Origin of the sequence: Salmonella enterica subsp. enterica serovar Typhimurium str. LT2, from assembly GCF_000006945.2 — a bacterium.
GTDB classification, from domain to species: domain Bacteria; phylum Pseudomonadota; class Gammaproteobacteria; order Enterobacterales; family Enterobacteriaceae; genus Salmonella; species Salmonella enterica.
On record NC_003197.2, the window covers coordinates 3,066,540 to 3,077,928 of the forward strand.

12 protein-coding genes and 16 other annotated features are annotated in these 11,389 nt (G+C 54.3%); of the genes, 1 reads left to right on the plus strand and 11 read right to left on the minus strand.

Features of this window, described 5'->3' with window-relative positions:
• Positions 1-16 precede the first annotated feature (16 nt).
• From nlpD to cysD, 11 genes are all read right to left on the minus strand, one after another.
• The gene (nlpD, locus tag STM2925; protein ID NP_461846.1) for a lipoprotein occupies positions 17-1,269 on the minus strand. Within the gene, positions 17-1,150 belong to an annotated coding region; the region does not span the whole gene.
• Positions 1,156-1,161 (minus strand) — a ribosome-binding site (putative RBS for nlpD; RegulonDB:STMS1H002982). Its footprint overlaps the gene before it by 6 nt.
• Positions 1,241-1,249, minus strand: a -10 signal (putative -10_signal for nlpD; RegulonDB:STMLTH004565).
• Positions 1,261-1,269 (minus strand) — a -35 signal (putative -35_signal for nlpD; RegulonDB:STMLTH004565).
• A 56-nt stretch (positions 1,270-1,325) precedes the next feature.
• Positions 1,326-1,969, minus strand: a protein-coding gene (pcm, locus tag STM2926; protein ID NP_461847.1) for an L-isoaspartate protein carboxylmethyltransferase type II. Within the gene, positions 1,326-1,952 belong to an annotated coding region; the region does not span the whole gene.
• Positions 1,946-2,717 (minus strand): survival protein, protein damage control gene (gene surE / locus STM2927; RefSeq protein ID NP_461848.1). Within the gene, positions 1,946-2,707 belong to an annotated coding region; the region does not span the whole gene. The genes pcm and surE overlap by 24 nt, the downstream gene beginning before the upstream one ends.
• Positions 1,964-1,969: a ribosome-binding site (putative RBS for pcm; RegulonDB:STMS1H002983), on the minus strand. It overlaps the preceding gene by 6 nt.
• Positions 2,688-3,748 (minus strand): putative hydrogenase subunit gene (gene ygbO / locus STM2928; RefSeq protein ID NP_461849.1). Within the gene, positions 2,688-3,737 belong to an annotated coding region; the region does not span the whole gene. The genes surE and ygbO overlap by 30 nt, the downstream gene beginning before the upstream one ends.
• Positions 2,712-2,717 (minus strand) — a ribosome-binding site (putative RBS for surE; RegulonDB:STMS1H002984). It overlaps the preceding gene by 6 nt.
• The gene (ispF, locus tag STM2929; RefSeq protein ID NP_461850.1) for a 2C-methyl-d-erythritol-2,4-cyclodiphosphate synthase occupies positions 3,734-4,227 on the minus strand. Within the gene, positions 3,734-4,213 belong to an annotated coding region; the region does not span the whole gene. Before ispF ends, ygbO begins: the two co-directional genes overlap by 15 nt.
• Positions 3,743-3,748, minus strand: a ribosome-binding site (putative RBS for ygbO; RegulonDB:STMS1H002985). Its footprint overlaps the gene before it by 6 nt.
• The gene (gene ispD, locus STM2930) for a 4-phosphocytidyl-2C-methyl-D-erythritol synthase (RefSeq protein ID NP_461851.1) occupies positions 4,213-4,935 on the minus strand. Within the gene, positions 4,213-4,923 belong to an annotated coding region; the region does not span the whole gene. Before ispD ends, ispF begins: the two co-directional genes overlap by 15 nt.
• Positions 4,222-4,227, minus strand: a ribosome-binding site (putative RBS for ispF; RegulonDB:STMS1H002986). (Overlaps the previous gene by 6 nt.)
• Positions 4,930-4,935, minus strand: a ribosome-binding site (putative RBS for ispD; RegulonDB:STMS1H002987). (Lies within the gene ispD.)
• Before the next feature lie 6 nt (positions 4,936-4,941).
• Positions 4,942-5,264, minus strand: a protein-coding gene (gene ygbQ / locus STM2931) for a putative Septum formation initiator (RefSeq protein ID NP_461852.1). Within the gene, positions 4,942-5,253 belong to an annotated coding region; the region does not span the whole gene.
• Positions 5,259-5,264 (minus strand) — a ribosome-binding site (putative RBS for ygbQ; RegulonDB:STMS1H002988). Its footprint overlaps the gene before it by 6 nt.
• Positions 5,265-5,443: 179 nt before the next feature.
• The gene (gene ygbE / locus STM2932) for a putative inner membrane protein (RefSeq protein ID NP_461853.3) occupies positions 5,444-5,810 on the minus strand. Within the gene, positions 5,444-5,800 belong to an annotated coding region; the region does not span the whole gene.
• Positions 5,805-5,810, minus strand: a ribosome-binding site (putative RBS for ygbE; RegulonDB:STMS1H002989). It overlaps the preceding gene by 6 nt.
• Positions 5,811-5,817: 7 nt before the next feature.
• The gene (gene cysC, locus STM2933) for an adenosine 5'-phosphosulfate kinase (RefSeq protein ID NP_461854.1) occupies positions 5,818-6,436 on the minus strand. Within the gene, positions 5,818-6,423 belong to an annotated coding region; the region does not span the whole gene.
• Positions 6,410-7,860 (minus strand): ATP-sulfurylase, subunit 1 gene (cysN, locus tag STM2934; RefSeq protein ID NP_461855.1). Within the gene, positions 6,410-7,849 belong to an annotated coding region; the region does not span the whole gene. Before cysN ends, cysC begins: the two co-directional genes overlap by 27 nt.
• Positions 6,431-6,436, minus strand: a ribosome-binding site (putative RBS for cysC; RegulonDB:STMS1H002990). It overlaps the preceding gene by 6 nt.
• Positions 7,855-7,860, minus strand: a ribosome-binding site (putative RBS for cysN; RegulonDB:STMS1H002991). Its footprint lies within the gene cysN.
• Positions 7,859-8,847 (minus strand): ATP-sulfurylase, subunit 1 gene (cysD, locus tag STM2935; protein ID NP_461856.1). Within the gene, positions 7,859-8,767 belong to an annotated coding region; the region does not span the whole gene. Before cysD ends, cysN begins: the two co-directional genes overlap by 2 nt.
• Positions 8,773-8,778, minus strand: a ribosome-binding site (putative RBS for cysD; RegulonDB:STMS1H002992). (Overlaps the previous gene by 6 nt.)
• Positions 8,823-8,831, minus strand: a -10 signal (putative -10_signal for cysD; RegulonDB:STMLTH004566).
• Positions 8,839-8,847 (minus strand) — a -35 signal (putative -35_signal for cysD; RegulonDB:STMLTH004566).
• Before the next feature lie 159 nt (positions 8,848-9,006).
• Positions 9,007-9,012: a ribosome-binding site (putative RBS for iap; RegulonDB:STMS1H002993), on the plus strand.
• Here cysD and iap point away from each other — a divergent pair.
• Positions 9,007-10,064 (plus strand): aminopeptidase in alkaline phosphatase isozyme conversion gene (iap, locus tag STM2936; protein ID NP_461857.1). Within the gene, positions 9,018-10,064 belong to an annotated coding region; the region does not span the whole gene. (Overlaps the previous feature by 6 nt.)
• The last annotated feature ends 1,325 nt before the right edge of the window (positions 10,065-11,389 follow it).

Here is an 11,389-nt window from a genome sequence, read left to right on the forward strand (position 1 = left end):
GCCTGGTTCCGCCGCTTTATCGCTGCGGTAAATAACGCAGCGGGTTTACGGATTTCCCCTTGTAACGAATTTCAAAATGCAAGCGTGTAGAGCTGGTGCCGGTGCTACCCATAGTAGCGATTTTTTGCCCCGCCTTAACTTCCTGTTGTTCCCGGACCAGCATCGTATCATTATGGGCGTAGGCACTCAGGTAATCATCGTTATGTTTGATGATAATAAGATTACCGTAACCACGCAGTGCGTTACCGGCATATACGACGCGCCCATCAGCGGTTGCGACGATAGCCTGTCCCTTACTGCCTGCAATGTCGATCCCTTTATTGCCCCCTTCGGAAGCGCCAAAGTTTTCGATCACTTTGCCATCCGTCGGCCAGCGCCATGCGGAAATCGGCGCGCTGGTTGACGTACTGCTTGCATTTGGTTCGGTCGTGCTTACCGTTGGTGCCGTTACAGGCGCTGTGACAACCGTCCCAGCAGGCTTGTTGTTTGGCAACATTTTGTTAGCACTTTGTTCACCTGAGCCCTCAGAATACGTAATTGTTGGTTGAGACGCAACTGCAACGGTGGAATTTTGTGCAGACCTGGTCACAACTCCTTGCTGTGCTGCATCCGCCTGGGTGATCGCATTTCCGCCAGTAATTGGCGTACCGGATGCGTTACCAACTTGCAAAGTTTGCCCTACATTCAGGCTATACGGGGCAGAAATACTGTTTCTCTGGGCCAGATCGCGGAAATCGTTCCCGGTAATCCAGGCGATGTAAAAAAGCGTATCACCCTTTTTCACGGTGTAAGTACTGCCACCCGTATAGCTACCTTTCGGAATATTCCCATACTGGCGATTGTATACGATTCGCCCATTTTCCATCTGCACGGGTTGTTCCGTGACCGGTTGAGTTTGCATGGGCTGCGTTACAGGACGCTGAACGGGTTGAATTTGCGGCGCTTGTTGCGGCGTTTGTTGCGTCGTCGCGCCCATTTTTGGCGGCGGTGTGATCAACATCCCGGAATTGGTATTTGATGACGAACCACTGTCCACAGACGTGACCGGCGCCGGAGGGTTTGACGAACTGGTACAACCTGCCAGCCATAGTGAAACCAGTGATAGTGCCGCAATGCGACTAACGGTGAATTTTGGGCTTCCCGCGCTCATTTATCCCCCAGGAAAAAATTTGGTTAACAACCAGTGACGTAAGAACCGTGCAACGCATTAAGTGAACACGGGAAAATGTGTTCACGATACGCTTAACCCACCGGGAATAACCAGGAAAACTCCAGGTATTCGTTTCGGCTTCATCAGGCGTAAGAGTGGGTGTTTGCAGGGCAAACTAGGCCAGCTCTCCCTTGACTAACGGGACGAAGCGAACGGCCTCCACGGTATCGATAATAAATTCGCCGCCCCGGCGACGCACGCGTTTCAAAAACTGCTGCTCATCGCCCACGGGCAGAACAAGAATGCCGCCTTCATCCAACTGTGCCATGAGCGCGGTAGGAATTTCCGGCGGCGCGGCCGTCACAATGATAGCGTCAAATGGCGCACGCGCCTGCCAGCCTTGCCAGCCATCGCCATGACGGGTAGAAACATTATGTAAATCGAGCTGCTTCAGGCGGCGACGCGCCTGCCATTGCAGCCCCTTAATCCGCTCAACGGAGCAAACGTGATGTACCAGATGCGCCAGAATCGCCGTCTGATAGCCGGAACCGGTACCAATTTCCAGCACCCTGGATTGCGGCGTCAGTTCGAGCAGCTCCGTCATTCGCGCCACCATATAGGGCTGCGAAATCGTCTGACCCTGGCCTATCGGCAAAGCGATATTTTCCCAGGCCTTATGTTCAAACGCTTCATCAATAAATTTCTCGCGCGGCACTGCAGCAAGCGCATTAAGCACCTGCTCATCTCTGATGCCCTGCGCGCGCAATTGTTCAAGAAGAGCCTGTACACGTCCACTTACCATTGCGTGCCAACTCCCACGCTGTCTAACCAGTCTGAAACCACATCATGCGCGCTGTGCGCGGTTAAATCCACATGCAACGGCGTGACGGAGACGTAGCCTTCATCCACCGCCGCGAAATCGGTATCCGGCCCGGCATCGTATTTATCGCCCGGCGGGCCAATCCAGTACAATGTATTACCGCGCGGATCTTCCTGCGGGATTACTTTATCCGCTGGATGGCGGCTACCACAGCGAGTCACGCGAATGCCTTTAACCTGCGCTAACGGTAGATCCGGGACATTCACGTTGAGAATACGCCCGGTACGCAACGGCTCCCGGCTTAACCCTCGCAAAAGCGCGCAAGTCACGGCCGCAGCCGTATCATAATGCTGATAGCCGTTAAGGGAGACCGCTAATGCCGGAAAGCCGAGATGACGACCTTCCATCGCCGCGGCGACAGTACCGGAATAGATCACATCATCGCCCAGATTCGGACCCGCGTTAATACCGGAAACGACAATATCCGGACGCGGACGCATTAAGGCATTAACGCCCAGATAGACGCAATCGGTCGGCGTCCCCATCTGTACAGCGATATCGCCATTATCAAAGGTAAAAGTACGAAGCGAAGATTCCAGCGTGAGGGAATTAGACGCGCCGCTGCGGTTACGATCCGGGGCTACGACCTGTACATCAGCAAACTCACGCAGCGCTTTCGCCAGCGTTTGTATACCGGGCGCGTGAACCCCGTCATCGTTACTCAGCAATATGCGCATAATCACCCATTGTGTTGATCAGTTCCCTTACTACGCTGGTGGCAAAACTGCCTGCGGGCAGCCAGAAACGTAACTCGACGGTAACGTCATCCCACCAGTTCCAGCTTAATTGTTGCGGATAAAGCAGCATCGCTCTGCGCGACGCCTCTACTTTTTCGCGCAGCAACAGCGATTGCAACACCGTTTCCTGGGCAATGGCATCTTGCTCAAACGCCAGCGCCGCACGCTGTGTTCCCCACTCTCCGCTGCCCGGCAACGACGCTGTAATCATCAGCTCTTTTTCGTCTACCCGGCGCTGCAATTCAGGCAGTTCTTCAGATGTCGCGACGAACCAGCTTCCACGCCCCGCTAATTGTAGCGCATCGCCGTCAACAACTTGATTAAAGTCTGGTTTCTTCAGCCGCTGGTGAACAATTTGATTAAACAACGCGCTACGCGCCGCCGACAACCAAAAACTGCGTTTATTGCGATCGCGCACCGGCGCGTTACTTTGCGCCCAGCGCAGCGCGCCCTGCAAGTTGCTGCCGCCAATGCCGAATCGTTGTGCACCAAAATAGTTCGGCACGCCGCCATCGCGAATCGCCTGCAATCGTGTTTCGACATCGCGGCGATCGCTTATTTCACGCAACACCAGAGTAAAGGCATTGCCTTTCAGCGCGCCTAAACGCAGCTTACGCTTGTGACGCGCGTATTCCAGCACTTTACAACCTTCCAACTGAAAGGCGCTGAAATCGGGCATCTCTTTCCCCGGCACGCGCGCGCACAGCCACTGCTCGGTAACGGCGTGTTTATCTTTTTGCCCGGCAAAGCTCACTTCGCGAGCGTGAATTTTCAGGAATTTCGCCAGCGCGTCAGCGACAAAACGGGTATTGCAACCGTTTTTCAAAATACGCAGCAAAATGTGCTCGCCTTCACCATCCGGCGTAAAGCCTAAATCTTCAACCACCACAAAATCTTCCGGATTCGCTTTCAGCAATCCGCTACCTTGTGGTTTTCCGTGCAGCCAGGTGAGATTGTCAAACTCTGTCATTTCGCCGCCTTCATCAGCAACGCGACCGCTTCGCAGGCAATGCCTTCTCCGCGTCCGGTAAATCCGAGCTTTTCCGTCGTCGTCGCCTTCACGTTAACCTCATCCATATGGCAGCCGAGATCTTCGGCGATAAAGACGCGCATTTGCGGAATATGCGGCAGCATTTTCGGCGCCTGCGCAATAATGGTGACATCCACGTTGCCGAGGGTGTACCCCTTCGCCTGAATACGACGCCAGGCTTCACGCAGTAGTTCGCGGCTATCCGCTCCCTTAAATGCCGGATCGGTATCCGGGAAGAGCTTGCCGATATCGCCAAGCGCCGCCGCGCCCAGCAGCGCATCGGTCAGCGCATGTAACGCCACATCGCCATCGGAATGCGCCAATAGCCCTTTTTCATAAGGGATACGCACGCCGCCAATAATAATCGGCCCTTCTCCGCCAAACGCGTGTACGTCAAAACCGTGTCCAATTCGCATTATGCTTTCTCCTGGTGGATGGTTCGGGTCAGATAAAATTCCGCCAGCGCCAGATCTTCCGGACGGGTGACCTTGATATTATCCGCGCGACCTTCTACCAGCGCCGGATGAAAACCACAATATTCCAGCGCTGACGCTTCGTCGGTGATGGTCGCGCCTTCATTCAGCGCACGCGTCAGACAATCGTACAAGAGTTCGCGGGGGAAAAACTGCGGGGTGAGCGCGTGCCATAAATCGGCGCGCTCTACGGTATGGGCAATAGCGTTCTTCCCCGGTTCGCCGCGTTTCATGGTGTCGCGCACCGGACTGGCGAGGATACCGCCGACCCGGCTGTTTTCGCTGATAGCCAGCAACCGCGCAAGGTCATCCTGATGCAAACAGGGTCTTGCCGCGTCGTGCACCAGCACCCACTGCGCCTTTGCAACGGCCTGTAACCCGGCCAAAACGGAATCAGCGCGTTCGTTGCCGCCATCCACAACGGTGATTTGCGGATGATTCGCCAGCGGAAGTTGGGCAAAGCGATGATCGCCAGGGCTGATAGCAATAACAACGCGTGTCACCCGAGGATGCGCCAGCAGCGCATGAACTGAGTGCTCCAGAATGGTTTTATTACCGATTGAGAGATACTGCTTAGGACATTCTGTTTGCATTCGGCGGCCAAATCCGGCCGCCGGCACCACGGCGCAAACGTCCAATAAAGTGGCTGCCATGTTAAATCCCTGGATGGTTTATCGATGAGTTTGCCCCGCCGTTGCCGCGCGTTTTGAGGCGTCAGGCACCAGACGATAGAAGGTTTCGCCCGGTTTGGTCATGCTAAGTTCGTTGCGCGCGCGCTCCTCTATCGCTTCCTGGCCGCCATTGAGATCGTCAATTTCGGCAAAAAGCTGATCGTTACGCGCTTTAAGTTTGGCGTTTGTCGCCTGCTGCGCGACCACATCATCGTTGACGCGGCTATAGTCATGTATGCCGTTCTTACCGAACCACAGCGAGTACTGTAGCCAGACCAGTAAAGCCAGCAACAGCAGCGTTAGTTTACCCATCCTGCCCCCTGAAAAACGGCATCATCATCCCATAACGTCCTCTGTGACTCCACATTCAGGACGGGATTGCCGCGACAACGCCGGCAAATGTACCACATTTGCCGGATGTTACGTATACCCGAGTAAGGAGAACATAATCTCATTGTTGGTTACGGTTTGAATTATGACCGGAGGCGCAGTGATAACCCGTCTACCCTAATAGCCATATAAATAACGCGCCGAACAGCGCGCCTACGGCCAGTAGAGTAAACATGATGCTAAAAAGTATTTTGCCCTTTACCAGCAGATGCAACGCAATGCCGATAATCACCGATACCGGCATTAACGCGAGGAAAAAGGGCCAGGTATAGAGGAAAAAAAACAGCGTGTTAGGGCCATAAAGCAGAAAAGGGATCCCCAACGCCAGCAGCCATGACACAAAGCCGACCACCGCCCCCGGAAATGCACTGGTGGCGTCATCGTCGACCATGAAGGCGTCTGACCTTGTGAAAGTAATGTTATGGCTATTACGCATATTAAATCCTGTAACCTTGACCATACCGGGCATACAAGCCCGGTGGTGTCTCAGGATCTGATAATATCGCGCCGTCTCAGCAGGTCTAATAATTGGGAAACCAAATTTGTTACTAATTGTTCACCATTAAGATGAACCTGTGGCGAGTCAGGCGCTTCGTAAATGGCGTCGATGCCGGTAAAGTTACGCAACTCGCCCGCACGCGCTTTTTTATACAACCCTTTAGGATCGCGCTGTTCACAGATAGCCAGCGGCGTATTGACATAAATCTCGATAAAACGATCGTGGCCGACGCGCTCTTTTACCAGTTGCCGCTCGGCGCGGTGCGGAGAAATAAATGCCGTCAAAACAATCAGGCCGGCGTCCGCCATCAGGCTGGCCACTTCGCCTACCCGCCGGATATTCTCCTGGCGATCGGCATCGCTAAAGCCTAAATCACGGCACAAACCGTGGCGCACATTATCACCATCCAACAGGTAGGTACTGACGCCACGCTGATGTAACGCCTCTTCCAGCGCGCCGGCCACCGTTGATTTTCCCGAACCGGAGAGTCCGGTAAACCACAGCACCACGCCACGGTGGCCGTGGAGCTGTTCACGGGCGGCGACAGTAACGGGATGAGAGTGCCAGACCACGTTCTCATCATGCAGCGCCATGTTTATCTCCCAGCAAATCTCGGGCGTCCCAGTGCGGAAAATGACGGCGTACCAGCGCATTCAGCTCCAGCTCAAACGCACTGTATTCCACGGGCGGCGTCGCTCCGCGTTCATCCAGTTCCCGCACCATGCCAGCGCCCACGGTAACGTTAGAAAGTCGGTCGATAAAAATCAGCCCGCCCGTCACCGGATTTTGCTGATAAATATCCAGCGCGAGCGGCTCATCGAATGTCATCTCCACCAGACCAATACCGTTTAACGGCAGACTTTCGACGTCTCGTTGGGTCAGATTGTTGATATCAATCTGATAGCGAATAGCCTCGATACGCGCGCGGGTTTTCTTACCCGCAAGTTTAACGTCGTAGCTTTGGCCCGGCGCCAGCGGCTGTTCCGCCATCCATACCACGTCGATCGCAGCGTGCCGCGCAGGTGCCAGCGTCTCGTTTGCCGCCAGCAGCAGATCGCCGCGGCTAATATCAATGTCGTCGTTGAGTACCAGGGTAATGGCTTCGCCCGCACAGGCTTCTTCTTTGTCGCCATCAAAAGTAACGATACGCGCCACGCTGGATTCCACGCCGGACGGCAGCACTTTAATGCGCTCTCCGACTTTGACGCTACCAGACGCCAGAGTGCCGGCATACCCCCGAAAATCAAGATTTGGGCGATTAACGTATTGTACTGGAAAGCGCATCGGTTGACGGTCTACCGCACGCTGTATGTCTACCGTTTCCAGGACTTCCAACAGCGTCGGGCCGCTGTACCAGCGCATATTGGCGCTCTGCGCGGCGACATTATCCCCTTCCAGCGCCGAAAGCGGGACAAAGCGAATGTCCAGATCGCCCGGCAACTGTTCAGCAAAGGTCAGGTAATCTTCACGAATACGGGCGAAGGTCTCTTCGCGGTAGTCAACGAGATCCATTTTGTTGATTGCCACCACCAGGTGTTTGATCCCCAACAGAGTGGAGATAAAGCTATGGCGACGCGTCTGATCCAGCACGCCTTTACGCGCGTCGATCAGTAGGATCGCCAGATCGCAGGTGGACGCCCCGGTCGCCATATTACGAGTATATTGTTCATGGCCCGGCGTGTCGGCGATAATAAATTTTCGTCTTTCCGTGGAGAAATAGCGGTACGCGACGTCAATAGTAATGCCCTGCTCACGCTCGGCCTGTAGCCCATCTACCAGCAGCGCCAGATCGAGTTTTTCTCCCTGCGTGCCATGACGTTTACTGTCATTATGCAGAGAAGAGAGCTGATCTTCATAAATTTGCAGAGTATCGTGCAGCAAACGACCTATCAGCGTACTTTTACCGTCATCAACGCTGCCACAGGTTAAAAAACGCAGCAGGCTTTTGTGCTGTTGGGCAATCATCCAGGCTTCGACGCCGCCTTCATTGGCGATTTGTTGTGCAAGTATGGTGTTCATGGCGGCTCCTTAGAAATACCCCTGACGTTTTTTAAGCTCCATCGACCCCGCCTGATCGCGGTCAATCATCCTCCCCTGGCGCTCGCTGGTGGTAGAAACCAGCATCTCTTCGATAATTTCCGGCAGCGTTTGCGCGTGGGATTCCACCGCCCCGGTGAGCGGCCAACAGCCAAGTGTACGGAAGCGCACCATCCTTTTTTTGATGACTTCGCCAGGCTGGAGATCGATACGATCGTCATCCACCATCATCAACATGCCGTCACGTTCCAGAACCGGGCGTTCAGCAGCCAAATACAGCGGCACGATGTCGATGTTTTCCAGCCAGATGTATTGCCAGATATCCTGCTCTGTCCAGTTGGAGAGCGGGAAGACGCGTATACTTTCGCCTTTATTAATCTGACCGTTATAGTTACGCCACAACTCTGGCCGCTGATTTTTCGGGTCCCAGCGATGGAAACGGTCACGAAAGGAGTAAATACGTTCTTTCGCACGGGATTTTTCCTCATCGCGCCGTGCGCCGCCGAACGCGGCATCAAAACCGTACTTATTCAGCGCCTGCTTTAACCCTTCGGTTTTCATAATGTCGGTGTGTTTAGCGCTACCGTGAACGAACGGATTGATGCCCATCGCCACGCCTTCCGGATTTTTATGTACCAGCAATTCGCAGCCGTATGCGTTGGCGGTACGATCGCGAAAGGCGTACATCTCACGGAATTTCCAACCGGTATCAACGTGCAATAGCGGGAACGGCAACGTACCCGGATAAAACGCCTTACGCGCCAGATGCAGCATGACGCTGGAGTCTTTACCAATGGAGTACAGCATGACCGGATTAGCGAATTCCGCTGCCACTTCACGGATAATGTGGATACTTTCCGCCTCCAGTTGCCGCAGGTGGGTGAGTCGTTTTTGATCCATAACCGTTCCTTTGCAATACCGTTTTTTGCTAAACATTTCGATTACACGACTATAGGGAGCGCAGGAGAGTGAATGAAATGACGAATTGGAATGAGTAGTTCCTCAAAGGAATAACGCGGCCCAAAAACCAATATCAAAAAATGCTTAACGTACCGGATTGCCAGCATTTAGGAGCAAATGAAATTGTATTAACACGATCGCGGTTTCATACTAGCCACGTAAAATTTTGTTCTGTATTTAAGGACTCATTATGTTTTCCGCAACGCGCCGCTTTGCCGTCATTCTGGCGCTCGGCGTAGGCTTTATCCTTCCTGCACAAGCAGCATCACCAGGGCCTGGTGAAATAGCGAATACTCAGGCACGACATATCGCCACCTTTTTTCCCGGGAGAATGACGGGCTCCCCCGCCGAGATGTTGTCTGCCGATTATTTACGCCAACAATTTACCCAGATGGGATACCAAAGCGATATTCGAACGTTTAATAGCCGATTTATTTATACCACGAAGGATAATCGCAAAAACTGGCATAACGTGACGGGCAGTACGGTCATCGCCGCCCATGAAGGGCGCGTGCCGCAACAGATCATCATTATGGCGCATCTGGATACGTACGCTCCGCAGAGCGACGCTGATGTCGATGCCAATCTGGGCGGTTTAACGTTACAGGGAATGGATGATAATGCCGCGGGATTAGGCGTTATGCTGGAACTGGCGGCGCGTCTGAAAGATATACCGACCCATTACGGGATTCGTTTTATCGCCACCAGCGGGGAAGAAGAGGGAAAGCTAGGCGCGGAAAATTTACTCAAACGAATGAGTGACGCTGAGAAGAAAAATACGCTGCTGGTCATTAATCTCGATAACCTGATTGTTGGCGACAAGCTCTATTTTAATAGCGGGAAAAATACGCCGGAAGCGGTGCGTACACTGACCCGCGATCGGGCATTAGCGATTGCGCGCCGTTATGGCATCGCCGCCAACACCAATCCGGGACGCAATCCATCCTACCCCAAAGGAACGGGTTGCTGTAATGATGCGGAGGTTTTCGATAAAGCGGGAATATCTGTGCTTTCTGTTGAGGCGACGAACTGGAATCTGGGTAAAAAAGACGGATACCAGCAACGCGTGAAAAATGCCTCCTTCCCGAACGGTAATAGCTGGCACGACGTACGGCTTGATAATCAACAGCATATTGACAAGGCGCTGCCAGGGCGGATTGAGCGCCGTAGCCGCGATGTAGTGCGGATAATGCTGCCGTTGGTAAAAGAGCTGGCGAAGGCGGAAAAAACGTCCTGATATGCTGGTGAAACGTGTTTATCCCCGCTGGCGCGGGGAACATTTTTCAGCCCTTGTCGACTGCGGAACGCCCCTCGGTTTATCCCCGCTGGCGCGGGGAACACGCGAAATAGTGGGGAAAAACCCCTGGTTAACCCGGTTTATCCCCGCTGGCGCGGGAAACACTAGGCCTTGATACCATCGCTCGCACCTCGTCACGGTTTATCCCCGCTGGCGCGGGGAACACTCTTTTGATTTTGCTGCGATGTTATAACCAGACGGTTTATCCCCGCTGGCGCGGGGAACACTATCCACATATACCCGCAATCATATTCAAGAACGGTTTATCCCCGCTGGCGCGGGGAACACAATCACTGCGGGGGTATTTAGCGGAAACGGCTCGGTTTATCCCCGCTGGCGCGGGGAACACGATCGAGTAACGTGCGCTGGAACGCGTCGGCGCGGGGAACACAATTAAAGCCGAGGGTGGCACCGCGCCTTATTCGGTTTATCCCCGCTGGCGCGGGGAACACGCACCTCGAAACGGTTTTAAAACACTACCGTTTCGGTTTATCCCCGCTGGCGCGGGGAACACTGGACCGATGGGGCCAACATCGCCGAACGTGGCGGTTTATCCCCGCTGGCGCGGGGAACACGTTACGTTCGGTAAATGGAAAGCGGCGAATATCGGTTTATCCCCGCTGGCGCGGGGAACACCCAGAAAGTGCCGGTAGTGCCTGATGAACGACCGGTTTATCCCCGCTGGCGCGGGGAACACCGCGCCCACTTCCGTAAAATACAGATAATCCACGGTTTATCCCCGCTGGCGCGGGGAACACGGTAATTTCTCATCTAACAGCCTGTACGCCTCAGGTTTATCCCCGCTGGCGCGGGGAACACGAATCTAATGCAACAGATGAATAAACACGTAACGGTTTATCCCCGCTGGCGCGGGGAACACTCTTTATCGTCAATGCGAAATTTTCCGCGACGCGGTTTATCCCCGCTGGCGCGGGGAACACTCCCATTCACCAACAACAATATCGCCCTGCAACGGTTTATCCCCGCTGGCGCGGGGAACACCGTTGCGTCAGGTTGATCCAGTGCGTCAGCGGCGGTTTATCCCCGCTGGCGCGGGGAACACTCTCGGTCTCGGTCTCGGTCTCGGTAGTGACGCGGTTTATCCCCGCTGGCGCGGGGAACACACTTCCTTCAGTCTTAACGATAATCCGCAACGCGGTTTATCCCCGCTGGCGCGGGGAACACGCAAAATAGCGATGAGCTGGCTACGCCCACTGGCGGTTTATCCCCGCTGGCGCGGGGAACACGAGGGGATAGGAGTTACG

Coding starts and splice junctions, on each gene's coding strand:
- nlpD (NP_461846.1), bottom strand. CDS start 1,150: ATGAGCGCGGGAAGCCCAAAATTCACCGTTAGTCGCATTGCGGCACTA.
- pcm (NP_461847.1), bottom strand. CDS start 1,952: ATGGTAAGTGGACGTGTACAGGCTCTTCTTGAACAATTGCGCGCGCAG.
- surE (NP_461848.1), bottom strand. CDS start 2,707: ATGCGCATATTGCTGAGTAACGATGACGGGGTTCACGCGCCCGGTATA.
- ygbO (NP_461849.1), bottom strand. CDS start 3,737: ATGACAGAGTTTGACAATCTCACCTGGCTGCACGGAAAACCACAAGGT.
- ispF (NP_461850.1), bottom strand. CDS start 4,213: ATGCGAATTGGACACGGTTTTGACGTACACGCGTTTGGCGGAGAAGGG.
- ispD (NP_461851.1), bottom strand. CDS start 4,923: ATGGCAGCCACTTTATTGGACGTTTGCGCCGTGGTGCCGGCGGCCGGA.
- ygbQ (NP_461852.1), bottom strand. CDS start 5,253: ATGGGTAAACTAACGCTGCTGTTGCTGGCTTTACTGGTCTGGCTACAG.
- ygbE (NP_461853.3), bottom strand. CDS start 5,800: ATGCCCGGTATGGTCAAGGTTACAGGATTTAATATGCGTAATAGCCAT.
- cysC (NP_461854.1), bottom strand. CDS start 6,423: ATGGCGCTGCATGATGAGAACGTGGTCTGGCACTCTCATCCCGTTACT.
- cysN (NP_461855.1), bottom strand. CDS start 7,849: ATGAACACCATACTTGCACAACAAATCGCCAATGAAGGCGGCGTCGAA.
- cysD (NP_461856.1), bottom strand. CDS start 8,767: ATGGATCAAAAACGACTCACCCACCTGCGGCAACTGGAGGCGGAAAGT.
- iap (NP_461857.1), top strand. CDS start 9,018: ATGTTTTCCGCAACGCGCCGCTTTGCCGTCATTCTGGCGCTCGGCGTA.